Source organism: Winogradskyella sp. ECml5-4 (assembly GCF_036903175.1).
In the GTDB taxonomy this organism is placed as follows: Bacteria; Bacteroidota; Bacteroidia; order Flavobacteriales; family Flavobacteriaceae; genus Winogradskyella; species Winogradskyella damuponensis.
Genome location: NZ_JAYJLF010000003.1, coordinates 56,642 through 82,355, shown reverse-complemented (window position 1 = coordinate 82,355; position 25,714 = coordinate 56,642). Strand labels below are relative to the sequence as shown.

The 25,714-nt window shown below is 33.4% G+C and carries 26 protein-coding genes; 8 read left to right on the top strand and 18 right to left on the bottom strand.

The genetic code is table 11. The features are described 5' to 3' along the window. The first annotated feature begins 163 nt into the window (after positions 1 to 163). Both VDP25_RS03680 and VDP25_RS03675 read left to right on the top strand, forming a co-directional pair. Positions 164 to 3,430, top strand: coding sequence for a S41 family peptidase (locus VDP25_RS03680; protein ID WP_334467031.1), 3,267 nt, complete (start codon positions 164 to 166; stop codon positions 3,428 to 3,430). A gap of 9 nt (positions 3,431 to 3,439) precedes the next feature. Further along, positions 3,440 to 3,565, top strand: a complete 126-nt coding sequence (locus VDP25_RS03675; RefSeq protein ID WP_334467030.1) for a hypothetical protein — start codon at positions 3,440 to 3,442, stop codon at positions 3,563 to 3,565. Positions 3,566 to 3,627: 62 nt separating this feature from the next. Here VDP25_RS03675 and VDP25_RS03670 read toward each other — a convergent pair whose 3' ends face one another. From VDP25_RS03670 to VDP25_RS03630, 9 genes are all read right to left on the bottom strand, one after another. Beyond that, a complete protein-coding gene (locus VDP25_RS03670; RefSeq protein ID WP_334467027.1) occupies positions 3,628 to 4,194 on the bottom strand; it encodes a hypothetical protein in 567 nt (188 codons plus the stop codon). Between the two features lie 6 nt (positions 4,195 to 4,200). Continuing rightward, entirely contained in the window at positions 4,201 to 5,604 is a 1,404-nt protein-coding gene (locus tag VDP25_RS03665; protein WP_334467024.1) for a M20/M25/M40 family metallo-hydrolase, read from the bottom strand. After that, positions 5,594 to 6,475: a PPK2 family polyphosphate kinase gene (locus tag VDP25_RS03660; RefSeq protein WP_334467021.1), complete on the bottom strand. Its 882-nt coding sequence runs from the start codon at positions 6,473 to 6,475 to the stop codon at positions 5,594 to 5,596. The genes VDP25_RS03665 and VDP25_RS03660 overlap by 11 nt, the downstream gene beginning before the upstream one ends. A gap of 11 nt (positions 6,476 to 6,486) precedes the next feature. After that, entirely contained in the window at positions 6,487 to 7,650 is a 1,164-nt protein-coding gene (locus VDP25_RS03655) for a sigma-54-dependent transcriptional regulator (RefSeq protein ID WP_215925461.1), read from the bottom strand. Positions 7,651 to 7,716: 66 nt separating this feature from the next. Further along, positions 7,717 to 8,592 carry a mechanosensitive ion channel family protein gene (locus VDP25_RS03650; RefSeq protein WP_334467018.1) on the bottom strand — a complete coding sequence of 292 codons (876 nt, stop codon included), beginning with the start codon at positions 8,590 to 8,592 and terminating at the stop codon, positions 7,717 to 7,719. A 3-nt stretch (positions 8,593 to 8,595) separates the two neighbouring features. Next, on the bottom strand, positions 8,596 to 9,909 hold the full coding sequence (locus VDP25_RS03645; protein WP_215925463.1) for an ABC transporter permease: 1,314 nt from the start codon (positions 9,907 to 9,909) through the stop codon (positions 8,596 to 8,598). A gap of 2 nt (positions 9,910 to 9,911) precedes the next feature. After that, complete coding sequence (locus tag VDP25_RS03640; protein ID WP_215925464.1) at positions 9,912 to 10,838, bottom strand: ABC transporter ATP-binding protein; 927 nt, start codon at positions 10,836 to 10,838, stop codon at positions 9,912 to 9,914. Positions 10,839 to 11,081: 243 nt separating this feature from the next. Further along, positions 11,082 to 12,206 carry a molecular chaperone DnaJ gene (dnaJ, locus tag VDP25_RS03635; protein WP_334467011.1) on the bottom strand — a complete coding sequence of 375 codons (1,125 nt, stop codon included), beginning with the start codon at positions 12,204 to 12,206 and terminating at the stop codon, positions 11,082 to 11,084. Between the two features lie 51 nt (positions 12,207 to 12,257). Continuing rightward, positions 12,258 to 12,815: a nucleotide exchange factor GrpE gene (locus VDP25_RS03630; protein ID WP_334467007.1), complete on the bottom strand. Its 558-nt coding sequence runs from the start codon at positions 12,813 to 12,815 to the stop codon at positions 12,258 to 12,260. A 150-nt stretch (positions 12,816 to 12,965) separates the two neighbouring features. On the opposite strand from VDP25_RS03630, the gene VDP25_RS03625 reads away from it, so the two are divergent. Next, positions 12,966 to 13,619 carry a YceI family protein gene (locus VDP25_RS03625; RefSeq protein ID WP_334467004.1) on the top strand — a complete coding sequence of 218 codons (654 nt, stop codon included), beginning with the start codon at positions 12,966 to 12,968 and terminating at the stop codon, positions 13,617 to 13,619. A gap of 97 nt (positions 13,620 to 13,716) precedes the next feature. Here VDP25_RS03625 and VDP25_RS03620 read toward each other — a convergent pair whose 3' ends face one another. From VDP25_RS03620 to VDP25_RS03600, 5 genes are all read right to left on the bottom strand, one after another. Continuing rightward, complete coding sequence (locus tag VDP25_RS03620; protein WP_334467001.1) at positions 13,717 to 14,328, bottom strand: hypothetical protein; 612 nt, start codon at positions 14,326 to 14,328, stop codon at positions 13,717 to 13,719. Positions 14,329 to 14,433: 105 nt separating this feature from the next. Next, positions 14,434 to 15,756, bottom strand: coding sequence for a DUF5723 family protein (locus tag VDP25_RS03615; RefSeq protein WP_334466999.1), 1,323 nt, complete (start codon positions 15,754 to 15,756; stop codon positions 14,434 to 14,436). A 169-nt stretch (positions 15,757 to 15,925) separates the two neighbouring features. Beyond that, entirely contained in the window at positions 15,926 to 16,546 is a 621-nt protein-coding gene (locus tag VDP25_RS03610; protein WP_215925470.1) for a response regulator, read from the bottom strand. Then, positions 16,543 to 18,348, bottom strand: coding sequence for a tetratricopeptide repeat-containing sensor histidine kinase (locus VDP25_RS03605; RefSeq protein WP_334466995.1), 1,806 nt, complete (start codon positions 18,346 to 18,348; stop codon positions 16,543 to 16,545). Before VDP25_RS03605 ends, VDP25_RS03610 begins: the two co-directional genes overlap by 4 nt. A gap of 230 nt (positions 18,349 to 18,578) precedes the next feature. Next, the gene (locus VDP25_RS03600; protein ID WP_215925472.1) at positions 18,579 to 18,764 is read right to left on the bottom strand and encodes a hypothetical protein; all 186 of its coding nucleotides are present in this window, start codon (positions 18,762 to 18,764) and stop codon (positions 18,579 to 18,581) included. Positions 18,765 to 18,805: 41 nt separating this feature from the next. Between VDP25_RS03600 and VDP25_RS03595 the strand changes: the two genes are divergently transcribed. Then, positions 18,806 to 19,192, top strand: a complete 387-nt coding sequence (locus tag VDP25_RS03595; RefSeq protein WP_334466992.1) for a nucleoside triphosphate pyrophosphohydrolase family protein — start codon at positions 18,806 to 18,808, stop codon at positions 19,190 to 19,192. 46 nt (positions 19,193 to 19,238) lie between these two features. Here VDP25_RS03595 and VDP25_RS03590 read toward each other — a convergent pair whose 3' ends face one another. Then, entirely contained in the window at positions 19,239 to 20,312 is a 1,074-nt protein-coding gene (locus tag VDP25_RS03590) for a branched-chain amino acid aminotransferase (protein WP_334466989.1), read from the bottom strand. 117 nt (positions 20,313 to 20,429) lie between these two features. Between VDP25_RS03590 and VDP25_RS03585 the strand changes: the two genes are divergently transcribed. The 4 genes from VDP25_RS03585 to VDP25_RS03570 all read left to right on the top strand — a co-directional run bounded on the left by VDP25_RS03585 (position 20,430) and on the right by VDP25_RS03570 (position 23,135). Next, positions 20,430 to 20,933 carry a DUF4920 domain-containing protein gene (locus VDP25_RS03585; RefSeq protein ID WP_215925475.1) on the top strand — a complete coding sequence of 168 codons (504 nt, stop codon included), beginning with the start codon at positions 20,430 to 20,432 and terminating at the stop codon, positions 20,931 to 20,933. Then, entirely contained in the window at positions 20,911 to 21,369 is a 459-nt protein-coding gene (locus VDP25_RS03580) for a hypothetical protein (protein ID WP_334466987.1), read from the top strand. The genes VDP25_RS03585 and VDP25_RS03580 overlap by 23 nt, the downstream gene beginning before the upstream one ends. Before the next feature lies 1 nt (position 21,370). Continuing rightward, positions 21,371 to 22,060, top strand: coding sequence for a tRNA (5-methylaminomethyl-2-thiouridine)(34)-methyltransferase MnmD (mnmD, locus tag VDP25_RS03575; protein WP_334466984.1), 690 nt, complete (start codon positions 21,371 to 21,373; stop codon positions 22,058 to 22,060). 169 nt (positions 22,061 to 22,229) lie between these two features. Beyond that, the gene (locus VDP25_RS03570) at positions 22,230 to 23,135 is read left to right on the top strand and encodes a TIGR01777 family oxidoreductase (protein WP_334466981.1); all 906 of its coding nucleotides are present in this window, start codon (positions 22,230 to 22,232) and stop codon (positions 23,133 to 23,135) included. Positions 23,136 to 23,190: 55 nt separating this feature from the next. Here the strand turns inward: VDP25_RS03570 and VDP25_RS03565 are convergent, their stop codons facing one another. From VDP25_RS03565 to VDP25_RS03555, 3 genes are read right to left on the bottom strand one after another with little or no spacing between them, the layout of a single operon-like run. Beyond that, a complete protein-coding gene (locus VDP25_RS03565; RefSeq protein WP_334466978.1) occupies positions 23,191 to 24,678 on the bottom strand; it encodes a pyridoxal phosphate-dependent decarboxylase family protein in 1,488 nt (495 codons plus the stop codon). A 22-nt stretch (positions 24,679 to 24,700) separates the two neighbouring features. Beyond that, a complete protein-coding gene (locus VDP25_RS03560; protein WP_334466977.1) occupies positions 24,701 to 25,189 on the bottom strand; it encodes an AAA family ATPase in 489 nt (162 codons plus the stop codon). Positions 25,190 to 25,203: 14 nt separating this feature from the next. Next, positions 25,204 to 25,428, bottom strand: a complete 225-nt coding sequence (locus VDP25_RS03555) for a hypothetical protein (protein ID WP_334466975.1) — start codon at positions 25,426 to 25,428, stop codon at positions 25,204 to 25,206. Positions 25,429 to 25,714: the final 286 nt, after the last annotated feature.

Genomic DNA, 25,714 nt, shown 5'->3' with positions numbered 1-25,714 from the left:
CTTTAAAATCTCATACTTCTAAAGGTTATAACTGCATTTGCGTTATAACGAAATTCAATAAATGATTTAGTCATTTCTTTTAAAAGAGACTTTAACTTATGCTCTTAACACTCTTATTTGTAACTTTAGAACGTCAACCTTTTAATTTAATCCATTACCTCATATGAAGTTAAAGTTTCAAACGAATTTCCAAACCTCATTTTTCGCTCTTTTATTCCTACTATCAAGCCTAACTACATTTGCTCAAGGGACAAGGTTACTACGACAACCAGATATCAGTCAAACCCATATCACATATACTTATGGTGGTGATATTTGGATTTCTGCATTAAATTCAAACGAAGCTAAACGCATCACCTCGACTGCTGCTGTGGAATCTAACCCATACTTTTCACCAGATGGTAATTGGATTGCATTTAGTTCTAACAGAGCTGGCACAAACAATGTTTACGTCGTTTCTAAAAATGGAGGAGAACCAAAACGCTTAACTTGGCATCCTAGTGGTTCTATAGTTAGAGGTTGGACCAACGACGGAGAGCACGTCTTATTTGCAAGCAACAGAGCAACAGCTCCACGTCCATATAATCGCCTTTATACAATTTCAGTTGAAGGTGGCGCTCCAAAATTACTTACCAAACAATGGAGTAATGATGGGTCGTATTCACCAGATGGAACGCAATTAATTTTAGATAAAATGGATCGTTGGGATGAAGAATGGCGCGCCTATAGAGGCGGCCAAAATACACCACTTATTATTTTAGATTTAAAAACGCAGAACGAAGTTTTACTACCTAATAAAAAAACAACAGACATTCAGCCTTTGTGGTTAGGCGATCACATTTATTTTTTATCAGATCGCGATTTAGTCGCTAATATTTGGTCTTACAATCCGAAGACAAAATCAATTGAGCAAATCACAACCTTTAAAGGTTCTGATATTAAATGGTTAAGTGGTAATGGAGATACTTTGGTTTATGAACGTGATGGTTATTTACATATCATGAACATTTCAACAGGTAAGCACACCCAATTATCAATTACTGTGGTTGGTGATTTTCCTTGGGCTGAAACCAAATGGGAGGATGTTTCTAATAGTACACGTTCTGCATCTTTATCTCCAAATGGTAAACGAGCGATTATGCAATCTCGTGGCGATATCTTTACAATTCCTGTAGAATTCGGTGATTCAAGAAATATTACTAAAAGCTCTGGCATAGCAGATAGACGTCCTATATGGTCACCAAAAGGAGATAAAATAGCTTGGTTTTCTGATGCCGATAGAAAGAATTATACGTTAATGATTTCAGATCAGAATGGTTTATCAAAACCTGAAGTCATTTCTATTGGAGAATCTAAATTGGGTTGGAACCCAACATGGTCTCCGGATGGAAAGCACATTGCCTTTGTTGATGATGATGTGCGCTTGCGTTTTGTGAATTTAGAGACAAAAAAAATAAAAACCTTTGACATAGGCGGCAACAACCTAGAGCGTGGCAGTATTGAATTAAAATGGTCCCCAGATAGTAAATGGATTGCTTATGAAAAATCGGCTTCAAATAACTTTAGACAGATTTATATCTACTCTATTGAAAACGACACATCAACACCAATTACAGATCCTTTCGCCGATTCTTTTTCACCGGCTTGGGATTTAAACAAAAAACAACTCTACTTTTTAGCGAGTACCGATGTAGCTCTTGGTTCTGGTTGGGCTAACACAAGCTCTATGACAGCAAACCCAGCCTACTCCGCTTATGTCATTAATTTAGATGCTAACGACGATTCCCCTTTTAAACCCAAAAGTGATGAAGAAGACATAAAAAAAGAGGACGACAGCAAAAGTGAAGACAAAGCAAAAAAAGAAGATAAAGAAAAGAAGGACGACGAAAATAAATCCATGATTATAGATTTTGAAGCTATTGGTCGTCGTACGCTAGCGCTTTCAATACCTTCAAGAAATTATGGTTATATCATTGCTGGCCCAAAAGGATCAATGTTTATTTCCGAATACATTCCAAATGACAGAGGTGCAACACTACATAAATTTAATCTTAAAAAACAAGAAAGCAAAGAATTTGCTTCTGGCGTACGTTCAGTTTCTGTAACCACAAACGGTGAACACATGCTTGCTCAAATTAATGGAGATTGGCAAGTTATAAGCACAAGCGGTAGCGATGCAAAAGGAGGCAAACGTCTTAAGGTTAATCTACAAATGAAATTAGATCGTTCTGCCGAATGGGAACAAATGTTTGAAGAGGCTTGGAGATACGAGCGCGATTATTTTTACGATCCCAACATGCATGGTCGTGATTGGAACGTTGTATATAAACGTTACGCTCCATTAGTTCCGTTTATAAAGCATCGTACAGATTTATATTATATTTTAGATCAGGTAAATGGTGAGTTATCCGTTGGGCACAGCTTTGTGTTTGGAGGTGATTATCCAGATGTAGAACGTTCTACAACAGGATTACTCGGAGCCGATTTAGCACTAGATAAAGGCCATTGGAAAATTGACCGTATATACACAACAGAAAGTTGGAATCCAGGTTTAACAGGACCATTAGATGCGCCTGGACTAAACATAAAAGAAGGCCAATATATTGTGGGTATTAACGGGAACGAAATAAAGGCTGGCGACAATTTTTACAAATATCTTGATGGTACATCAGGAAAACAAACCCTTTTACATATTAATGACAAACCTGAATTTAAAGGCCATTGGACTGAAATTGTAGAACCTATTTCTAACGAAAACTCTTTGAGACAACGGACTTGGGTGGAAGACAATCGTAGGTTAGTCGACAAACTATCAAATGGACGCCTCGGTTATATCTGGGTTCCAAATACAGGAGGTCCAGGATTTGTATCTTTCAACAGATATTACTTTGCACAGCAAGATAAAGAAGGGGCTGTTATAGATGAGCGTTTTAATGGTGGTGGTTTATTAGATGATTATATGGTAGATTTAATGACGCGAAGCTTAAGAGCCGGCTTAACCAATGAAGTACCCAATGGCAAACCATTAACCTTGCCTGCAGGTATATTAGGTCCAAAAGTATTATTGATAAATGAACTTGCTGGTTCTGGTGGAGATTTTTTCCCTTGGGTGTTTAGACAACAAAATGTTGGAAAACTCATAGGTATGACAACTTGGGGAGGCTTGGTAAAATCGTCAACACATTATACTTTAATTGACGGCGGAGGTTTAACAGCACCTGACAATGCAGTATTTGATCCTATAAACAACAAATGGATTGCGGAGAATGAAGGAGTCGCACCAGATATTGAAGTAAGGCAAGATGCAAAAGCATTATCTAATGGAAACGATCCTCAACTCGAAAGAGCCGTTAAGGAATTAATGACACAGTTACGTAGTAAACCTGAAGTTAAAGCACCTCAATTTCCCCTTCCAGCAACAGGTAATTAATATAAAATAATGACAGGATTAGATATTGTATTGGTATTTGCCGTAATCCTTTTTGCAAGATTAGGAATGCGATTAGTCTCTAAATATATTAAAATGAAAAAAGAAGATGAAGGCGAAAAAAAAAGACTAGATTAAAAGTCTCTTTTTCTACATAAAAACACACAATTGCTTTAGATATAATACTCAATGATTATGATTTAGTCCTTAATTTTACCACTAAAATGATTTACTTTAGGACTCATAGGATTACCTGTTGACCGTCTATAAATAGATAATTGGCCACAATGCCAAATTGCGTCTGCAATTGGACCATTGACCTGATTCCAAAATGGAATTTCTCGATCTCCAAAAATGATATTGTATTGCGAGATATCATCACTCTCTCGCAAAATATCTGCTGCTATTTTTAAGTTTTGTAATGTTTTAGATCGTAATTCTGAATAACTTAAATCTTCTTTTGCTCTAGAATTGGATTGTTTTAAAGTAGAATTAACGATGGTTTTAGACAAACTATAGATATGCCCAATAGTTTCTAATGAGGTTCTACCATCATCATTAGCTTTGTATGCTAAATCTTTTTCTGTTAAACCTTCTGAAGCCCAATAAAACCGAAACCCTAAAGCATCTACCATTCTTGCTGCCATTGTACCTGCTGTATATGTTTCAGGATAATCAGGAATTTCGTAGTATGGAAGTTGGTCTTTGTCTTGCGAAAAACTATTAATAGAAACCATTGACATTAGAATTAAGCACAATTTATTCATATCTTATTACTCCTTAATTTTACGATGATTTGTAATTGGATTAACGCCATATTTATCAAACAGATATACTAACGATACCATTGTTGCGGCTCCCAATTCTAATTCGCGTTTATTAACATGTTCAAACGTATCATTTGCAGCATGATGATGATCAAAATAACGCTGCGAATCTGGTCGTAAACCTGCCAATACATTGGTTTCTGACTTTAATGGCCCAACATCTGCTCCACTTCCTCCTAATTCAAAATAATGAATTAAATAAGGTTTAAATAAAGCTTTCCAACCTAATACTTGATTAAAATTGGTTTCATTTGCTGCAAACGAAAAGCCTCTTGGAGTAAAACCACCAGCATCGCTTTCTAAGGCAAAAATATGATTTTCATTTTTTTCTTTAGCCACTTTGGCATATTCCGTAGCACCACGTAAACCGTTTTCTTCATTCATAAATAAAACGACTCTGATAGTTCGTTTTGGAGTAATGCCACTTTTCTTTAAAAGTCTTAATACATCCATAGACTGCACCACTCCAGCACCATCATCGTGTGCTCCATCTCCTAAATCCCAAGAATCTAAATGACCACCAACAATAATATATTCATTTGGAAATTTGCTTCCAGTAATTTCACCAATGACATTATAAGATAACACATCCTCAAATTGCTGACAACTTTGTTTAAAATAGAATTGAATTCCTTTATTCTTCTTTAATGCTTTACTCAGTAAATCTGCATCATTAGTACTTATTGCTGCAGAGGGAATACGCTGATTAACAGGTAAATCTCCATAACTCATACTTCCTGTATGTGGTAAATCGTCTTGACGCAAAGTCATAGATCTTACAATAACACCTACCGCTCCATATTTACCAGCTTCCATTGCACCAGCATAACGCTGATTTACACAACCACCATAAGCATTAAACGTGCTTATTAAATCGGCTTGCATTGGTCTGTTGTAAAACACAATTTTACCCTCTATATTCTCTTTTCCTAAAGCGGCTAATTCTTCAAAATTCTGAACTTCTACAACCTCTGAAGAAATCCCATCTTTTGGAGTCGCAACAGAACCACCTAAAGCACAAATATTAACTTCGTTAACAAAACCAGCAACTTCAAAAAATGCTTTTTCTTTTTCGCCTCTTTCCCATTTTGGAACCATAACCGGCTGTAACCACACCTTATCTAGACCTAATTTTTCAAGTTCTGCTTTTGTGTATTGAACAGCTAACTCAGCATTTTTAGAACCTGATAATCGTCCGCCAATTTCATTAGACAAATGATCTAACCACTCGTAACTCATACCATCTGTTAATGATACTGTATATAGTGTTCTTAATACAGTTTCATCTTCTTGTGCATAATTGAATGTTAAAAAACAACATAAAATTATTGTAAATAGTTTAGTCTTCATTTTCTAATTGCTGTTTGTAAGAATCTATATTTGCTTTTTGATGTGCCGGTAATTCTGGTTCTTTAATGTCTTTGTATTCTTTTAAAGTATCGTAAAGAATTTTAGCTACAATATATCTTGCCGTTGGTTTGTCGTCTGCAGGAATATTATACCAAGGTGCATGTGATTTAGAAGTTCGGTTTAAGACATCTTCATAGTAAGTTTGATATGCATCCCAGCATAAACGTTCGTCTAAATCATCTGGTGAGAATTTCCAGTTTTTTTCTGGTTTTTCAAGTCGTCTTAGTAATCTGTTTTTTTGTTCGTCTTTAGAAATGTTTAGGAAAAACTTAAAAATTATCGTTCCATTATCTGCAATGTGTTTTTCAAAATTATTGATTTCATTAAAACGCTTATCCCAAAATGCTTCAGTAACATCCTCAACTGTTTTAACGTTTGGCATGTTCTCATACATTAAGTATTCTGGATGTACTCTTGTTACCAATACATTTTCGTAATGTGTTCTATTGAAAATGCCAAATTTTCCTCTTGCTGGCAGTGCAATGACATGCCTCCATAGGTAATCGTGTTTTAATTCTAACTCTGTAGGTTTTTTAAAACTGTGAGCCACAATTCCTCTAACATTAAACTCCTTAAAAACCTCACGAATCAAACTATCTTTACCTGCTGTATCCATACCTTGAATACACATTAAAACGGCATATTTACCATGCGCATACATGGTGTTTTGTATGTCTGCTAAGTTTTCGCTTACCGTTCTAAGTTCACGCTCAATCTTCTTTTTCTTTGTTTCTAAATCGAAGGACGTTTGCAAGTCCTTAATATTTATTGGAGACGAAATTTTAAAATTATCAATGCTAATATCTTTCATATTTATACATTTTATTTTGAAGCAAATGCTTTTACATCACTCTCACTAACTTCAGTTCCTCCTAAAATAATTAAACGCTCTACCACATTTCGGAGTTCACGAATATTACCTGTCCAGTCATAATTCTGAAGCAATTTTATCGCTTTTTCAGAAAATGATTTTTTAGATGTGCCTTGCTCTTTAGAAATTTTATCTGTGAAATAATTGATCAGTAAAGGAATATCTTCTCTTCTTTCATTTAAAGCAGGAACTTCAATTAAAATTACAGCTAATCTGTGATATAAATCTTCTCTAAATTTACCGTCTTCGATTTCCTTTTTAAGATTCTTATTGGTTGCAGCTATTACCCTTACATTTACTTTTATATCCTTGTCACTACCAACACGTTGTATACGACTTTCTTGTAAAGCACGTAATACTTTGGCTTGCGCAGACAAACTCATATCACCAATTTCATCTAAAAAAATGGTACCTCCATTAGCTGCTTCAAACTTACCTGCTCTGTCTTTTGCAGCAGATGTAAATGCTCCTTTAACATGACCAAACAGTTCACTTTCTATTAACTCTGAAGGGATTGCAGCACAATTCACTTCTATCATTGGCCCTTTTGAACGGTCGCTTTTTTGGTGTAACCAGTGCGCAACAAGTTCTTTTCCTGTTCCGTTTGGACCTGTAACTAATACTCTTGCATCTGTTGGTGCAACCTTATCAATCATATCTTTTATACGTGCAATGCCGTCACTCTCACCAATCATCTCGTAGTTTTTGCTTACTTTTTTCTTAAGCATCTTATTCTCAACAACGAGTTCTTTTCGATCTAAAGCAATACGAACGGTATTTAATAACCGGTTTAAATCGGGTGGTTTTGAGATATAATCAAAAGCTCCTAAACGCATTGTATTTACTGCCGTATCTAAATCTCCATGTCCAGAAATCATTACCATTGGTATTTCTGGCTTTATTTTTTTAGCTGCTTCTAATACCTCTACACCATCCATTTTTGGCATTTTAATATCGCACAATACTAAATCGTAATCGTTCTTTTTTATTTTTTCAATTCCAACCAAACCATCTTCTGCTTCTTCAACTTGATACGTGCTATTTTCTTCAGAAAGTATTTTTACTAATACGCGGCGAATTGCAGCTTCATCTTCTATAATTAATATTTTTGGCATAACTCTATTTTATTTTATGTTATAACTAATTTTAATACTTCAATCGATTAAAATCACTAACATATTTTATGTTTTAATAATATGAATATCGCGTTGAGGAAACGGAATAGAAACATTGTTCTCTCTAAAAAGACGATCGATTTCAAACCTAATATCGCTTTTAGGAAACTGCGCTTTAAAACTGTCTGCTATTGTAAATGAAACCTTAAAATCTAAAGAACTGTCTCCAAAATTTGTAAAAATGACTGATGGTGCTGGTTCTGAAAGTACACTCTCATTTGTATTTGCTGCCTGCAACAGCAATTTCTTTACCAACTGAACATCACTGCCATAAGCTACACCAACTTCTACACTTTCGCGAGTTGTATTTCCATTTTGTGTCCAATTGTATAAACTGTTTTCTAAATACAAATGATTAGGAATTACAAGCACCTTATTGTCAATGGTTACAGCTCTCGTTGTTCGTAGTTTAATTTCCTCTACTCTACCTACTTTACCATCAATTTCAATTATATCACCTACATGTACTGATTGATCGATTAAAATAAATATACCAGATATAATATCTTGAAACAAGGTTTGCAAGGCTAAACCAATACCTATTAAAAGTGCTGCAGAAGCTGCAAAAACAGCTGTTATATTTACACCTACACTATGTAAGGTTATTAAGAATATTATAATATATACAAGCCATCTAAAATACCCATATACAACACCAAACTTACCTTTATTTTCTTCTGGTATCTTTCTTATCATTATTTTTAAAACTATTCTTAATACAATTGTTGTAATAAAAATAGCTGTAATGATAACGAGAACATCAAGAATTGAAATACTAATATCGTTACCGATATTCATGTGTAATCCTAAGAAATTTTTAGTTGCTTCCCAAAAACTACTATTGGTAATCGTATCTTCAATATGTTCTAAATCTTGAACCATTAATTAATATTTCAACCACTTAAATAATTCTTTATAGGTTGGTTTTTTACCATACATTAAAATACCTACACGATAAATTTTAGCTGCAAACCAAACTGCAAGAATAAATGTTCCTATTAGTAACACTAATGATAAGCCTTGTTGCCAAAGCGGTACACCAAACGGAATACGCATTAACATTACCACAGGAGATGTAAATGGAATAAACGAGAATACGGTTGAAACCGTTCCATGAGGGTCTTCAATAACCGTAAATACACCAACATAAACGGCTAAAATTAATGGCATTAATATTGGCAGCATAAATTGCTGAGTATCTGTTTCATTATCTACCGCTGCACCAATTGCTGCGTATAAAGAACTATACAATAAATAACCTCCGATAAAGAAAAACATAAAGGCAACTACAAGGTTTGCTAATGGCAAGTTACTAATCGCAGTAATTAAATTTTCTGCCATGGCTTGCGCTCCTTCGGCTTCCATAGCTTGGTTCATTAATTCTTGTTGTGGTGTAGAGGCTTGTGACAAATCTATTCCAAAAATTGAAGACACTACCATCATTAAAACTCCACCTAAAATAACCCAAATAGCAAACTGCGTAACACCGGCTAGTGACGTCCCAATAATTTTACCCATCATTAATTGAATAGGCTTAACGGAAGAAATAATTACTTCAATAATTCTACTGGTTTTTTCTTCTATTACGCTTCGCATGATCATATTTCCATAAATAATTATGAACATAAATAGCAAATACCCCGCAATACCTCCAAAAGCCAATTTGACCACATTGTCTATTTTAGAGCTTTTCTCACCTTCAAAACTTTCTTGAGCAATATCTACATTGGTTTTAGAAGCTTCTATTTGAGTAAGTGTCACTCCATCTTTTTGCAATTTTATTTCTTGTAAACGCTTTTCAATTTTTCGTTCTAAACCAGACATAATACTCAATGAAGGCGACTCTTCTGAATAGAATTTTACATTATTAGAAACGGCATCCAAAGCATCTACTTTAGCAATATGCAAAAGTCCGTAATCTTCTTTTTCTTTAACTAAAGCTATAGCATCATCTAAATCTAATCCGTTTAATTTGGTGTAAGTTGTATTTTCAGTATTTTGAAAAATATCAGACAAATAACCTGTTTCATCCAATATCGAAATTGTACGTTGCTTATCGTTATTTAATTGTGATAAATAAGCAACAACTGCAATCAGCGCTATCATTATTAAAGGACTTAAAAAGGTCATTATAATGAATGACTTATTCTTAACCTTTGTTAAATATTCACGCTTTATAATGAGTGGTAAATGATTCATTTTTAGTTATTTTTTACAGTTTGAATAAAAATGTCATTAGCTGAAGGTATAACTTCTACAAAATGATGTACTTCTGCTTTTGAGGTTAAAAACGACAATAAATCATTTGGCGATGTGTTTTCTCCTATTTTCACATTCAATTTAATATCGTTATTCAAATTTTTAAACGTTGCAGGAAGCACTTCAAAAGTATTTTGAATTTCTGAAAGTACCCTTTCCTTATTTGGGGACTCTAAGGCTACTTCAAACGTATTTGTTTTGTATTGGCGTTTTATATCATTCAGTTTACCATCTAAAACCTTATTAGACTTATGAATTAAAGCAATATGATCGCATAATTCTTCAACAGATTCCATACGATGGGTTGAAAAAATCACCGTTGCTCCTTCATCTCTAAGCTGTAAGATTTCATCTTTAATAAGATTCGCATTTATAGGGTCAAAACCTGAAAAAGGTTCGTCAAAAATCAATAATTTAGGTTGGTGTAAAACCGTTACTACAAACTGTATTTTCTGTGCTTGTCCTTTACTTAATTCTTGAATTTTTTTATTCCACCAATCTCCAATTTCTAACTTATCGAACCAATATTTTAATCTTGTTTTAGCTTCAGATTTACTTAAACCCTTTAATTGTGCTAAATACAAACATTGCTCACCAACTTTCATAGACTTATATAAGCCTCGTTCTTCTGGTAAATAACCAATATCTCTAATGTGTTCTGGCTTTAATGTTTTTCCATCTAATAGCACAGTGCCTTCGTCTGGCATTGTAATTTGATTTACAATACGAATTAGCGTTGTTTTCCCTGCGCCATTTGGCCCTAGTAAGCCAAAAATACTACCTTTAGGTACCGCAATAGAAACTTTATTTAACGCCTTAAAATCCCCAAAATTTTTTGATACAGAATTTGCGACTAATAAGTCATTCATATTCAATTAGTTTTTTATAAATAGGTTCGTATGTAAATATATTAAATGTTGAAGAGTTATAAAGAATAAAAACCTTACTAATTATTCTTTTTTATAATGCACTAAAACATCGAATATTATAAAAACAAAACCCACCCTTATAACTAAATAAGGATGGGAAAAAATTGCTATGAAAAAGAAAAATTACCGCTAATTAGCATTAGCGATAATTCAAATATACTATTTTTTATTAAATAGATGTGCTTATGAAAACATATCTTTTACCTTTTCGAAAAAAGATTTATCTGAACTTTCAGGTTTAGGCTCAAAATGTTCATCTTCTTTCATACTTTCAAAAAAGTCTTTTTGCTTTTTATTTAAAGTCTTTGGTGTCCAGACATTTACATGAACCAATAAATCTCCTTTACCATACCCATTAATACTAGGTATACCTTTGCCACGTAATCTTAATATCTTACCAGACTGCACGCCAGCTTCAATCTTAATTCTTACTTTTCCGGTTACGGTATCTATTTCTTTTGAGTTACCCAATACGGCATCTGGAAGACTAACATACATATCGTAATGTAAGTTATCACCTTCTCGTTTTAATGTTGGGTGATCTTCTTCCTGTATGGCAACTAACAAATCACCAGCAATACCATTTCCAGGCGCATCGTTACCTTTTCCTGTTACTTTTAGTTGCATACCATCTACAACACCAGCTGGTATTTTAACCGTTACGGTTTCTTCAGACACTTTTAAACCTTGTGCATCTGCATCTGAAGGTTTTTTATCAATACTTTGACCTGCTCCACCACAAGTTGGACAAGCTGCTGCAGTTTGCATTCGGCCTAAAATAGTATTAGTAACTCTTGTAACCTGACCAGATCCATTACAGGTACTACACGTTTTGTACGTTGTTCCTGGCGCTTGAATTTTACGCTTTACTTTTATCTTCTTTTCAATACCGTTAGCGACTTCTTCTAGAGTTAACGTTACACGAATACGTAAATTACTACCTTTAACTACGCGCTGTCTGCCACCTCCGCCAAAGCCACTGAAACCGCCTCCACCTCCGAAGCCTCCTCCGAAAATATCGCCAAACTGACTAAAGATATCATCCATATTCATTCCGCCGCCACCGAAGCCGCCACCGCCGCCACCGTTGAAGGCTTGATGACCAAATTGGTCATAACGTGCTTTTTTATCAGCGTTACTTAATACTTCATAAGCTTCAGCTGCTTTCTTAAACTTTTCTTCTGCTTCAATATTATCTGGATTTTTATCTGGATGATATTTTAAAGCCATCTTTCGATATGCTTTTTTTATCTCTGCATCAGAAGCTCCTTTGCTTATGCCTAATATATCGTAATAATCTTCTTTCATCGAATGCTTTATTGTTCGTTTCCGTATAAAGGAAAACTCTTTTTTTTAATTTTATTGCCCAATTACCACTTTAGGAAAACGAATGACTTTATCTCCCAACTTATAACCATGTTCTACAACATCAATAATTTTTCCTTTTAAGTCTTCGCTTGGAGCAGAAATTTGGGTAATTGCTTCGTGGTTGTCAGCATTAAAGACATCTCCTTGTCTTACTTCTATTTTAGACAAGCCTTTTTGCTCTAATGTACTTACTAACTTATTGTAAATTAATAAGACACCTTTTCTTAATTCTTCGGCTTCTTTATCGTCTTCTATGTGTGTTAAAGCACGTTCAAAATCATCCAAAATAGGCAACATAGACATCATAACGTCTTGACTTGCTGTTTTAAACAATTCTATACGTTCTTTTGTAGTTCGCTTTTTGTAATTTTCAAATTCAGCAAACAAACGCATAAATTTATCCTTCTCAGCAACCAGTTGATCTTGTAATTGTTCTTCTGGAGATTTCATCTCGTTTTCTTGTGTTTCAACATCAGCTTCTGTAGTAGTTGTTGCTTGATCCTCTACTTGTGGATCCTCAACCTTATTGTTTTTATCTCTTTTACTCATTTTGAGTTCTTTTTTAACTTTCAATTAGATAGGCAAAAGTACTGCCATTATTATAAAAATGTCAAAATGTCATTAACATTTTTTTATCATACATTAAACACAGTATTTCATATCTTTGTTTTTAACAACTCTAATAAAAAAAACACTAACATGAAATCTAATTTTTTAAACATTTTTACGCTAATTACTATAATTACATTTACAAGTTGTGGTGATAAAGCAAAAGAAGCAGAAACGAAGAAAGCTGCAGAAGCGGCAGTTGCTGAAGCTATGTCTGTAACATACAATGTTAATACCGATGATTCTACTATTGAATGGAAAGGTTTTAAACCAACTGGCACTCATAATGGCACAATTAACATTAAAGAAGGAATAATAAATGTTAATGACGGAGCTATTGAAAGTGGTAAATTTGCTATTGACATGACTAGTATTACTGTTTTAGATATTCCAGTAGAAAAAGAAGGTAATGCCAAATTAGTAGGACACTTATCAAGTGCTGATTTCTTTGATGTAGAAAAATATCCTGTATCAAAATTTCAGATTACAGGAATTGAAACTAAAGATGGAAAAACTATGCTATCTGGCAATTTAACATTAAAAGACGCTACAAACAATATCAGCATCCCTGTAACAACAACTGTTAATGGTGATAAATTAACGCTAACAAGTGAAACGTTTACAATAGATCGTTCTAAGTGGAATGTTGAATATGGTTCTAAATCATTCTTTGATAATTTAGGCGATAAATTTATTAACGATGACATTGAGTTAAAAGTCACTTTAACAGCAAATAAAGCTTAAAAGATCCCATTATTACAAAAAAAAAGCAGCCATTAAAATGGCTGCTTTTTTTTTATTAAAAGAGAAATAAATTTTTAAATTCTCATAATTTAGGTTTTTAATTAATTTTTTCTGAGAAGTTATCTGTATCGTATAATAACCTACCTGTATTGTTATCAATGTAGACACCGTCTGGATCACCTTTGTCATCTAACATTAAAATAGCCATTTGAAAATCTTCGATACCATTATCGGTCATTCTACCAGATATAGCATAGGCAGACACCACTTCTACAGAGCCAGATATTTGTGAGGTAAGTTTTAAGTAAACCGAAAATTCATTATCAGTTCCTGAAATTAAAGACCCATAACCTTCGTCTGTTTGGCTGCCACCCATGCCATTAAAATCTATTTTTAAACGACTATTATTTTGGTTTGAAAAAATAGAAGTATAATCTGGAAAACTTTTACCTACAAAATCTCCAGATACTGTTGAGGCTTCTAGCTTAAAAGGTGCAGACAAATAAGATCCTTCTATATTTGGAGGAGTATCTCCTTGATTAATATTGAAGCCAAGGTCTTCTAATGCGACTACAAGTTCTGGTGTAAAAAAGTCTTTAACAGATTCTATACTACCATCAAAATCACTGGCTTCATCATCATCTTTACTACAAGAGGTTGAAAAAATAACAAAAATAAAAAGAACAGATAAAATTTTTAATTGCTTCATAACATTATAATTTACTGATTAATAGCTCTGTAAACTTACAAAACGCTATAAATTAAAAAAATACCCGCTATTGGGTATTTTTTAATTTATCTTTTATATCTAATGTTATCTATACAACGGAATCTTTAACCCCAAATAAACATCTGTAGTTTTAGAACTATCAGATAAAAGGTTTGTAAAAACAGATCCAGAACCTACTGTTAAAGGTCCTAATCGAATACCACCTCCAAAAGACACATCTCCATATTGTCTAAAACTAAGTGGTGCGTAAAAGCTAAACCATTTTGTTTCTAACCTTGGCGCCATAGTTACCGTATTAAGAACAGAAGTACTTAACTCTGATCCTTTTTTTACCATAGACAAATCTGCTTGCGCACTCACAAACCACTTTTTTGTCAGCCTGTAATCTATAAGTAAATGTAATGCCGTTGGCAAGTTTATTTTTGCTGCTTTGTTGGTTTCTACAGTTGCATAGTTAGAATCTAAAAAGTCTTCTACATCGTCTTCATAATTTGCCGTATTTACCGTAGCATCTAAATCGTAACTATTAACAGTAGAATTATCATAATTAATAGAACCAATATCTGTAACAGATACACCCACTTTTAATTTATAAGGGTCTTTGTAAGTAGGAAGATCATCATTCTCACGCTCCTTATACCATTGGTAAGTAAAGCCAATATCTAAACCAAAACCAGAGGTAAGATTACTAAAATCTATATCATCGTTATCAAAATCTTGGCTTGTACCGTAATTTAAAACACCTTGAGTTGTTAATGTTTCTGTTGATGCCACATAGTTTCCCTGTAAACCAGGACTACTCATAAATACGCTACCTGCACCTTGGAGGTATTTTAAGGTCACACCTCCTTTTAAGATATGATTAGGTTTCTCCATAAGTATTCTACCATAGGCTAATCCTATTTCTGCCCATGCATGCACTGTTCCATTTAAGTTTTTAGAATCAAAGTCAAAGTCTTCATCTGAATTAAAATCATCTGCAATGACTTCATAAAGCTCTCCATTTATATTATTAATATTAAAGTTTGCTCTTGCTCTAGTTACGATACCAATACTACTCTTTTTAGTAAGGTTGAACATAAACGATGGCAGGACAATGTCTGCGTTTAAAAAAAAGTTATTAGAATTACTTGAGAATTTTTCACTATCTTCTTCAAAATCAAAACTACCATTAGAATTTATAATATCACTGGCATTTATTCCAAAATAATCGCTACCACCAAAGACACTAGCAGATACTAAGTTTACATCAGCTCTTAAGTTAGAGCCCACAATACTCGATGGATTGTAAATTACACCCTGGATACCAGAATAATTATCAATAGAATGACCAACATAACTTTGGCCAAAGGATAAATTAAGAATTAAGAGAAAAAAAGAAATGTTTAATAGGTTTTTATGTTTCATAATACATTAAGGTTGGTTAATAGCGAAATTAGAATTATAATTGAGTTTGAGTTTTTTTTCTAGATATAAAACCTTTTTTAAAGGTTAAAATTTTAGTTGCTTTAATAATATGCCGATAACAGGATATACTTTTGCTCTGGAATTGACATATAGCAAGCTGGTAATAATCTTAAAACCTATACTTCTTTTCTAAAGCATAACGCATTAACTCTCCTTTACCATGAAGCCCAAGAATTCGAATCATGTTTTTACGATGTGTTTCAACGGTATGCACACCTATAAAAAGTTCGTCTGCAATTTCTCGAGATGTTTTTCCTTGTGCTACTAAACTTAAGATTTCAACTTGTCGTTTCGTTAGAATGCTTTTTGCCTTTTTATTGGCATCATTCTCTACTTCTATTTCAATGTTAGCGTCAAAATAAGTATTACCTTCATATACTGATCTTACAGCTTTCAGAACCTCTTCTAAAGGTGAGTTTTTTAATAAATACCCAGAAGCTCCTGCTTCTAACATTTGTTTAATGGCATCTTTTTGATCAAACATTGTAAAGCCTAATATTTTTATGTGTGGCCATTCTTTTTTTATCTTTTTTGTTGCCGTAATACCATCCTTTTTTGGCATTCTTATATCTGTAATCACCACATTAGGTTGTTTAAGGCGTACTAAATCTAAAAGCGCTTCACCATCGTTTACAGTGCCTACAATTTCTATATCTTCTTCGTATTCTAAAAGCAATTTGATACCATCTATAAAAGACTGGTGGTCTTCGGCTATAGCTATTGTTATCATAATGGCAGATCTATTATTACTGTTGTTCCTTTACTTATTTCAGACTCAATTGTAAACTCTCCACCCAAAGACTCTACACGCCTATCTATACTAGTGATTCCCATTTTCGATTTTACTTTAGATAGTTGCTTAGGATTAAAGCCAACACCATTATCTTCGACCATGATATTGAGATTATCAGAGTGATTCGTAATATGAATTGTTCCTTGAGTTGCTTTAGCGTGCTTTATAATATTAGTTACCAATTCTTGAATAATTCTAAAAATTGAAATTTCTAACGAATTATCTAAACGCTGATCTAAACCAAAACTCTGAACTTCAAACTCTAACCCGTTTATTCCGGATGCATTTTTTGCTAATTTTTCTACAGCTGGTAGTAAACCATTTTTTGCAATTACACCAGAATTTTTTAGATGTGCCATAGAGCGAATTTCAACATAGGCCGTTTCTAATAATGTGCTTATTTTTTTTGTGAGCTCTTCTGAATCTGCAGTATCTTTTTGATGATTTACTAAATAATCGAACTGTAATTTTGCTGCTGCCAAAGTAGCACCAACACTATCGTGTAAGTCGGCAGCCAAACGTTTGCGCTCTTTTTCCTGACCTTCAATCATAGCATCAATCGTAGATAGCTCTAAATCTTTTAGAATTTTTTCTTTTTCATCAATTTCATCTTGACGTTCTTTCTCTGCCTTATGTTGCTTGCGCTTTATATTTTTGTATATAAAAAACGCTATAACTGAAAGCACTGCTATGCTTCCGCCCCAAGCTAAAAACAGATTCGCTTTTTCCTTTTGATGCGACATTCCTGTTTTTAAGGTATGGTTTATATGAAGAAGGCTATCTTTTGTGCGGTGGTTATCTATTTTTATTTTTGCTAGTGTTCTTATTGTAAGAACATCATCTATATTGGTTTTAAAATCTTTAATTAACTCTAGATATTTTACGGTTAAATCAAAGTTTCGTTTTCCCTTATAGCCTTCTAAAAGAAAATAATAAGCGGAACCAATCATTTCATCATTAAACGTCTTTTGCCCATAGCCTAATAGCTTATCTGCTGTACTTATAAGCTTATCATAATCCTTTTGTTTAAAATATTTAAGACACAACCCTTGGTAGGCATGAGCTAAAATGTTATAATTATTTAATGAATCTCCAATTTTTATGGCATCATTCATATAATTTTCAGACCGTTTATAATCTTGTTTCTGGGTATAAGCATTACTTATATTTATTAAAGCTAAAGCTTCTTCTCGTTTATTTTTAGCGGCTTTAGATAGCTTTAAACTTTCCGTATAATAACTTAGTGCTTTGTCTGATTTGTATCTCCAAATATAGATATTACCTATATTAACTAAAGATTGAGACATTAAAATGGTATCCTTAATCTCTTTACTGAGCTCTAATGATTTTTCATAATATGTTTTGGCTTCATCAAGATTAAACACTTTTTTATAAGAAACACCTAAACCATTAATAGCTTTTGCCTGCCCTCTTTTATTGTTTAATTCCTTATAAATGCTCAAACTCGACTCAAAATTCTTTGACGCTTTAGGAGTGTCTCCAAAAATATGTTCTATTTTACCTAAAAGTATAAGTGCATCTGCTTTGTGTTTTTTTAATTGATGTACTTCTGTAAAATCCATTAAACGCAATGCCATAGCATAAGCACTATCTGTTTTATTTTCGAAATAATTATTGTAAATAAAATCCCTGTAAGCACTAGCTCTTGTAGTATCAGCTAATTGCGTATTCCCCCAAATTGTATATAAAGAATCTTGTTGTTTTTGGCTATTACACATCAATGGCAGTAGTAAGACACATAGTATAATCTTAAAATTTGTATAACAGCACTCTACTTTCATAAAATCTCAGGGATTTATAAATTTTTGATTTAAAAATCATTTTTCATGTCAAAGATGCAAAGTAAAAACACACCAAAACATACCTAATAAGAGGTATATTTTTGAAAATAAGTTATAAAATTTGAATTGTATACTAATCTTAGACAAAAAGACTAAAAAACAGATGATTACATAAAAACATACTTAATTGCTGCAATCATACCAATAAAACCAATAAAAGCAATGAGCACCCAAAAGGTTCCTTTATAGTGTTTCTTATGAAGTTGAAGATCTTTACGATACTGATATGCAATAACGATTACAAATGCAATAAAAAATAATATTCCAAAAATCAATTGACCAGTACTAAACATCTTCTTATTTTTATGCAAAAATAAGGATTAAAACAACAACTATGCAAGACAAAATTAATGCAGTAAAAGCGTTTCATACGGCTTTCAAAATAGGACATCGTGAAACACCTAAAGCCGACTTAGGTCACGAAAAAAATATGTTACGCTACAAATTAATGCGCGAAGAAAATGAAGAATACTTAGAAGCTGCTAGTAATAATGACTTAGTTGAAGTTGCAGATGCTTTAGGTGACATGCTCTACATTTTGTGTGGTACCATTATAGAACACGGTATGCAGCACAAAATAGAAGAAGTCTTTGAAGAGATACAACGCAGTAACATGAGTAAATTAGGCGCAGATGGCGAACCAATTTATCGTGAAGATGGCAAAGTTTTAAAAGGTCCTAACTATTTTAAACCTCACATTAAAGCCATTTTAGAATCATAAAAAAAGCAGCCCACGGGCTGCTTTTCTTTTTACTATTATTATTATTTTATTTTACCTCATGTCTCCAACCATGCTTATCTTCAGATAAATTATGTTGAATATTTAATAAGGTTTGCTTAAATAATTTAGCATAAGAATCTTCTGCATCAACACCCGAAATTTCAAATAATTCATCTTGGTGCTCAAATGCAGATATTGGACTAATTACCGCAGCTGTTCCGGCGCCAAAAACCTCTTTTAAGCTTCCATCTTTTGCTGCATTTTTTATTTCCTCTACTGTAATTTGTCTTACCTCACAAGTAATACCTAAATCTTCTGCAAGTTGAATAATACTTTTACGAGTAATTCCATCCAAAATTCTATCACTTGTTGGTGCTGTAATTAGCTTATCATTTACTCTAAAGAACACATTCATGGTTCCTGCTTCTTCAAGAAACGTATGGGTGTCTGCATCTGTCCAAACCACTTGTTGAAATCCTTTTTGTTGTGCTAAACTTGTCGGATAAAACTGAGCAGCATAATTCCCTGCCGCTTTTGCCGCACCAACTCCACCATTGGCAGAGCGACTATAATGATCTGCAATTAAAACACGTACTGCAGAGTTATAATACGATTTTGCAGGCGAGCAAATAATCATAAACCTATAAGTGCTAGCAGGTGACGCAGAAATCGCTGGCTCTGTAGCAATTACAAATGGACGTAAGTACAATGAGTTACCAACTCCTGGCTTAATCCAATCGCTATCTAATTTCAATAAAGTTTCTAAACCTTCAAAAAAATAGTTTTCAGGAAAAACAGGCATTGCTAATCGAGCAGACGACTTATTAATTCTGTTAAAATTTTGTTTAGGCCTAAATAGAAAAACCTTTCCATCATCATCTTTATAAGCTTTCATACCTTCAAAAACGGCTTGTCCGTAATGAAACACACGTGCCGATGGCTCAAAAGTCATAGCTTGATAAGGCATAATCTTTGGATTTTGCCATTTACCATCTTCATAATCGCAGACAAACATGTGGTCGGTAAATACACGGCCAAATGTTAAATCACTAAAATCTACATTTTCGATTTTAGACGTCTTAGATACTTCAACACTGATTTTATCTGTATAAATAGCCATAATTGAATGCGGTTTTGCAACAAAAATACATAATCGGCACCGTTAAAAAAAGGTAATATTCCTTTAAATTGCTTAAATTCGCAATTCGATAATAATTCAATTCAAAATTCATAAATAATGAAAAAAATCATTTTACTTTTAGCGATTAGCTTAGTAGCATTTTCTTGTAAAAACGAAGCTAAAACTACTGAAAACAAAGTGGAAGAAGCTACACAAGAAATCGCTTATGCATCTTTCGGAAAAGAAATAAACGATGCTGATGCCTTAACTACAGAGCGTATGATGGAACACTATAAAGGCTTAAAAGCAGGAGACACTATTAACGCAAAAATGAGAGGAAAAATTGTAGAAGTTTGCTCTAAGAAAGGTTGTTGGATGACTATAGATGTAAACGGTGAAGATAAAATAATGGTAAAATTTAAAGATTACGGTTTTTTTATGCCATTAAATGCTGAAGGTGAAGTTGTAATGAACGGAAAAGCTTATGTTTCTGAAACATCTGTTGATGAATTGAAACATTACGCAGAAGATGCTGGTAAATCAGAAGAAGAAATTGCTGCGATTACAGACCCTAAATTTGAATATGGTTTTGAAGCTGATGGAGTTCTACTTAAAAAATAAGCACTATGCACTAATATTTCTATCATTTTCAATATTTTATAATTGTAAAAATGAAGAAAAAACACCTATAGAACCTACACAAGAAAAGGTCGTATACGAGATGTACCAACCTTCTGAAATGGCAGGTTTTATGAATGCAATGTACGTATACAACCAACAATTAAAAGCGCAAATTGTTGCAGGAGAAACACCAAATTCAATGCCTTTAGATTTACTAAAATTACATTCTGCAGAAATGACAAATGGTAAATCTAGAACCAAAAATTGGCAGAGTTTTGTAAATGTATTTATAGAATCACAAGAAGCTATTGCAGATACACTTTCAAATACGGATCTAAAAGAGCGTTTTAATACAGCAATTACGAATTGTCTTAATTGCCATAAAACAGAATGTACAGGTCCTATTCCTAAAATTAAAAAACTATTGATTCAATAATTTGAAGAGAAAAATAATTACCACCTCAGATGGTTCTAAAACCATACAAATTGAAGAATGGAACGAACAATACCACTCTATTCATGGTGCTATACAAGAAGCAAACCACGTGTTTTTAAAACATGGTTTGCTTTTTTATTCTGAGAATTATTCGGTATCTAACCCCATTTCCATTCTAGAAATAGGGTTTGGTACAGGACTAAACGCTTTCTTAACTTTAATTGAAGCCGAAAAGCTAAAATTAGCACTTAATTATGTTGGAGTAGAAGCTTATCCTGTTCAATTAGAAGAAATAAATCAACTAAATTATGTTGAGCTAATTTCAAAAAATCACGATGCTATTTTTGAAAAACTTCATAATACGTCTTGGGAGGAACAACATGAAATCACTTCAAGTTTTCAGCTAAAAAAACAACAAAAATTCTTCAAGGATATAGAAGATAAAAACGAATTTAACCTCATATACTTTGATGCTTTTGGTGCACGCGTTCAACCAAATTTATGGACAGAAGACATTTTTAAAATCATGTTTGATGCACTAAAAGAGAATGGTGTGTTAGTAACCTACTCTGCAAAAGGAAGTGTAAGACGCGCTATGCAAGCTGTTGGTTTTACAGTAGAGCGACTGCCTGGACCTCCTGGAAAACGCGAAATGTTACGAGCTCAAAAAAAAGAGTCTATAACATTCTAAACATCATAGATTAAATATTTAAAACAATATTCTTTAGTTACAGTCATTTCTGGTGAAATAGATTACCATATAGGTAAATCATTTTTACAATGCCCTATTAAACGTTAAATCCAAACTAAACTCCACACCCACACCTTTCCCATTTCGTATCTTTACATAAAAAGGAAAGATGACCGTTTTAATAACAGGAGCGACAGGATTAATTGGGCAGGAAATTGTAAAACAATGTCATGCTAAAGGCATCGCTGTGCATTATTTAACAACTTCAAAATCTAAACTTAGTACCAAAGAAAACTATAAAGGGTTTTACTGGAATCCTAACACCAATAAAATTGATCCTAAATGTTTTGAAAACGTTACTGCAATTATCAATATGGTTGGCGCTTCCATATCTAAACGTTGGACCGATAGCTATAAAAAAGCCATACTTGAAAGCCGAACTAAAACAGCACAACTACTACAAGACACCATAAAAAAATACAATTATAAAATTAACTTAGTAGTGTCTGCTAGTGCTATTGGAATTTACCCAACGAGTTTAACCAAATATTACCAAGAAACAAATACTGAAATATCAGAATCATTTTTAGGTAACGTTGTAGACAAATGGGAAACTGCTGTAGATGGTTTTAAAGCTTTAGGCTGTAAAGTCGCAAAAATTAGAATAGGACTCGTTTTAGCCAAAGATGGTGGTGCCTTACCCGAAATTGTAAAACCCATTAAGTTTGGTGCTGGCGCAGCATTTGGAAGTGGCAAACAGTGGCAAAGTTGGATTCATGTTAAAGACTTAGCCTCACTTTTTGTTTATGCCGTACAAAACAATTTTGAAGGTATTTATAATGGTGTAGCTCCAAATCCCGTAACCAATGAAGAGTTAACCAAAGCTGCAGCAAAGGTTTTACATCGGCCATTAATATTACCCAACATTCCAAAATTTGCTATGAAACTCGTTTTAGGAGAGATGCATATTCTTTTGTTTGAAAGCCAACGCGTCAGTTCTCAAAAAGTAGAATCTGAAGGCTTTAACTTTACGTATGTAAACTTAAGACCTGCTTTAGACGATTTATTGGGTTAATAGAAATTACTTATTTGGCTTACGAATAGCAACTTGATTAAGCTATAGTAGCTATCTAAGTCAAACTATGTGACGAATGTAATTTTCGACCTTCTTTGACAATAATTTCAATACACTCTTCAATATCCTTTTTGGTTGTTCTAAAATTAACAATGCAAGCTCTCATACAATACTTCTCATCAATAATAGCATTAGATAAAAACAACTCACCTTCCGCTTGTAGTCCATTCACTAAAGCTTCATTTAATGTATTTAAATATTCGGCTCGTTTTTCACCCTTTACTTCAAGATTTTGAGGAATGTATCTTAAGGTTGCAATACTTAGATTATGTGTCACAGGTTCTAATTCTGAATGCTGTTCTGCTAATTCAGCAAAATATTTTGATAAGGATATATCTTCTCTAATTAACTTCACATAACCATCACGGCCTATTTGTTGCAAGGCCAACCAAACTTTTAAAGCTCTAAATCCTCTTGAATTTTGAAGTCCATATTCAAAGAAATTCAAAGCACCTCCTTCTTCTGTTAAACTAAAATTGTAATATTCGGGATGCGAACTATAGGTATCAATTAAGTGTTTTGGATTTTTAACCAACGTACAACCGGCTTCTAAAGGGCTGTATAACCATTTATGAGGATCGAGTGCTATGGAATCTGCTTCCTCTACTCCATTAAATAAATCTTTTAACTCAGGAATAACTGCGGCTGGAATACCATAAGCTCCATCAATATGAAACCATAAATCATGAGTTTTACAAACAGCTGCAACAGCTTGAAGGTTATCTACAACACCTGTGCTTACATCACCAGCGGTCCCAACAACCATAAAGGGCTGATGACCTTGTGTAATATCTTCTTTAATGCTTTGCTCTAAAGCTTTAATATTCATTTTATTTGAAGCGTCAGTTGGAATCCAACGAATAGAATTGCTACCATGACCAAACAGAATCGCGGCTTTATCTATCCATGTATGTGTAGATTTTGAACAGTATGAAATGAGCTGTTTAGAAGTATTTGAAAGTCCGTTTTCTTTTATACTTTTTGGTGCCTTAGCTGTTCTTGCTGCTAAAAACGCTGTAAAATTAGCCATATTACCTCCGCTAACTAAAACGCCTCCATAACTTGGAGACACTCCTATAAATTCGGCTAACCACGTAATGGTTTGTTTTTCTATTTCGGTGGCTATCGGACTTAGAATTTGTCCACCAACATTAGGATTAACCGAAGCGGCTAGCAAATCGGCTAGAGCTCCAATTGGTGCAGCTGACGATGTTATAAATCCAAAAAATTTAGGATGACCGTTTAATAACGAATTATCAAATAATAATTTTGAAGTTGATATTAAAAGCTCATCTGCCGAAACACCTTTATTAGGTAAAGATGAATTACCTAATAGCTGTTGTAATTCTTTTATTGACTTGGTTGTTGTGACGGGTTGATTTGAAATATCATCGAGAAAATCAGAAATGGTATCGATGAGCTGATAACCCATTTTTCGAAATTCAGTTTTACTGATCTCTATTGAATTTTCTCGCTTATCCATATTCTGATTATTTAATTAATTTTTATTCGGAAATCACAAAACCATCCCTAAGTTCATCTTCTGAGGGTCTTTCAAACCAGGTTTCCATAAAATCGAAGTTCTCTTTTGTCACTTCAAACTCAAACGTATCTCCTTTTTCTGTATTCCGCTTCATTACGCGCTCTAATCTTGTGGCTTTAGAAACATCTAGAAAATGTAGTTTTATTTGATAGTTATTTATTTCTGCGAATTTTCTAAACTTTTCACGATGTCCAAATTTAGACAATCCTAAATCTAAAATGGCATCTGTTTTTAAACTCTCTAACTGATGAATTAACTCTAGCATCATACGTTCAGAACGTTCAATGCGTTCTAAAAACCAATGTAAACCATCTGTTTCTTTTTTGTCTGGAAGAAACAAAACATTGTTCCAAGTATCTATTGAAAACACCACACCTTTAATGTTTCTTTTGAGTTCGTTAGCGTAAGTGGTTTTTCCGGAACCTGTATTTCCGACTATGAGGTGAATCATTTTTCATTCAATTTTTATTCAACTATTTCGTAATCTATATCAAGCTTTCGTAAGGCTCTTAAGGCTGAGCCTGAATTTTTATCTGCCACCTCTATATCTACAACGTCTCCTTCTAAAAGAATCTCTGTAAGCTCATTAGATAGCAATGCATTTCCATTCGTAGACATCTCAGTAATACAGTTAGCTATGGCCCTTTTGTCTGGTCTATGAGCGTCGCATGATAATAGATTTAATTTCATAATAATGGATTCAGAATGTTGTTTAGAATAGCCTGAAGTCTTTGTTAGGAATTCATTCTAGACTTTAAGAGCCTGGATAGAATGAGCTACCTGACATTGCACGAATTTAATCATTAAAAATCTAATCGTTATGAGTATAGAAAAACAACATGTAATTCGGTACTATTCTCAAAAAAGAATTTTCTCCCTTAATTAATGTGATACAGTGTTAGCACTTGCTTTTTTACTTTATTATCCTTTTTATAAAAATAATACGTTATACAAGAAAACGCTAGTATAAATAATG

Bases quoted from the DNA above. Each gene is read 5' to 3' on its own strand.
- VDP25_RS03625 (WP_334467004.1), top strand. From the start codon at position 12,966: ATGAAATCTAATTTTTTAAACATTTTTACGCTAATTACTATAATTACA.
- VDP25_RS03560 (WP_334466977.1), bottom strand. From the start codon at position 25,189: ATGATTCACCTCATAGTCGGAAATACAGGTTCCGGAAAAACCACTTAC.
- VDP25_RS03680 (WP_334467031.1), top strand. From the start codon at position 164: ATGAAGTTAAAGTTTCAAACGAATTTCCAAACCTCATTTTTCGCTCTT.
- VDP25_RS03670 (WP_334467027.1), bottom strand. From the start codon at position 4,194: ATGAATAAATTGTGCTTAATTCTAATGTCAATGGTTTCTATTAATAGT.
- VDP25_RS03655 (WP_215925461.1), bottom strand. From the start codon at position 7,650: ATGCCAAAAATATTAATTATAGAAGATGAAGCTGCAATTCGCCGCGTA.
- VDP25_RS03600 (WP_215925472.1), bottom strand. From the start codon at position 18,764: ATGTTTAGTACTGGTCAATTGATTTTTGGAATATTATTTTTTATTGCA.
- VDP25_RS03590 (WP_334466989.1), bottom strand. From the start codon at position 20,312: ATGGCTATTTATACAGATAAAATCAGTGTTGAAGTATCTAAGACGTCT.
- VDP25_RS03675 (WP_334467030.1), top strand. From the start codon at position 3,440: ATGACAGGATTAGATATTGTATTGGTATTTGCCGTAATCCTTTTTGCA.
- VDP25_RS03605 (WP_334466995.1), bottom strand. From the start codon at position 18,348: ATGTGTAATAGCCAAAAACAACAAGATTCTTTATATACAATTTGGGGG.
- VDP25_RS03630 (WP_334467007.1), bottom strand. From the start codon at position 12,815: ATGAGTAAAAGAGATAAAAACAATAAGGTTGAGGATCCACAAGTAGAG.
- dnaJ (WP_334467011.1), bottom strand. From the start codon at position 12,206: ATGAAAGAAGATTATTACGATATATTAGGCATAAGCAAAGGAGCTTCT.
- VDP25_RS03665 (WP_334467024.1), bottom strand. From the start codon at position 5,604: ATGAAGACTAAACTATTTACAATAATTTTATGTTGTTTTTTAACATTC.
- VDP25_RS03580 (WP_334466987.1), top strand. From the start codon at position 20,911: ATGGAGTTCTACTTAAAAAATAAGCACTATGCACTAATATTTCTATCA.
- VDP25_RS03660 (WP_334467021.1), bottom strand. From the start codon at position 6,475: ATGAAAGATATTAGCATTGATAATTTTAAAATTTCGTCTCCAATAAAT.
- VDP25_RS03650 (WP_334467018.1), bottom strand. From the start codon at position 8,592: ATGGTTCAAGATTTAGAACATATTGAAGATACGATTACCAATAGTAGT.
- VDP25_RS03570 (WP_334466981.1), top strand. From the start codon at position 22,230: ATGACCGTTTTAATAACAGGAGCGACAGGATTAATTGGGCAGGAAATT.
- VDP25_RS03595 (WP_334466992.1), top strand. From the start codon at position 18,806: ATGCAAGACAAAATTAATGCAGTAAAAGCGTTTCATACGGCTTTCAAA.
- VDP25_RS03645 (WP_215925463.1), bottom strand. From the start codon at position 9,909: ATGAATCATTTACCACTCATTATAAAGCGTGAATATTTAACAAAGGTT.
- VDP25_RS03565 (WP_334466978.1), bottom strand. From the start codon at position 24,678: ATGGATAAGCGAGAAAATTCAATAGAGATCAGTAAAACTGAATTTCGA.
- VDP25_RS03620 (WP_334467001.1), bottom strand. From the start codon at position 14,328: ATGAAGCAATTAAAAATTTTATCTGTTCTTTTTATTTTTGTTATTTTT.
- VDP25_RS03610 (WP_215925470.1), bottom strand. From the start codon at position 16,546: ATGATAACAATAGCTATAGCCGAAGACCACCAGTCTTTTATAGATGGT.
- VDP25_RS03640 (WP_215925464.1), bottom strand. From the start codon at position 10,838: ATGAATGACTTATTAGTCGCAAATTCTGTATCAAAAAATTTTGGGGAT.
- VDP25_RS03615 (WP_334466999.1), bottom strand. From the start codon at position 15,756: ATGAAACATAAAAACCTATTAAACATTTCTTTTTTTCTCTTAATTCTT.
- VDP25_RS03585 (WP_215925475.1), top strand. From the start codon at position 20,430: ATGAAAAAAATCATTTTACTTTTAGCGATTAGCTTAGTAGCATTTTCT.
- VDP25_RS03555 (WP_334466975.1), bottom strand. From the start codon at position 25,428: ATGAAATTAAATCTATTATCATGCGACGCTCATAGACCAGACAAAAGG.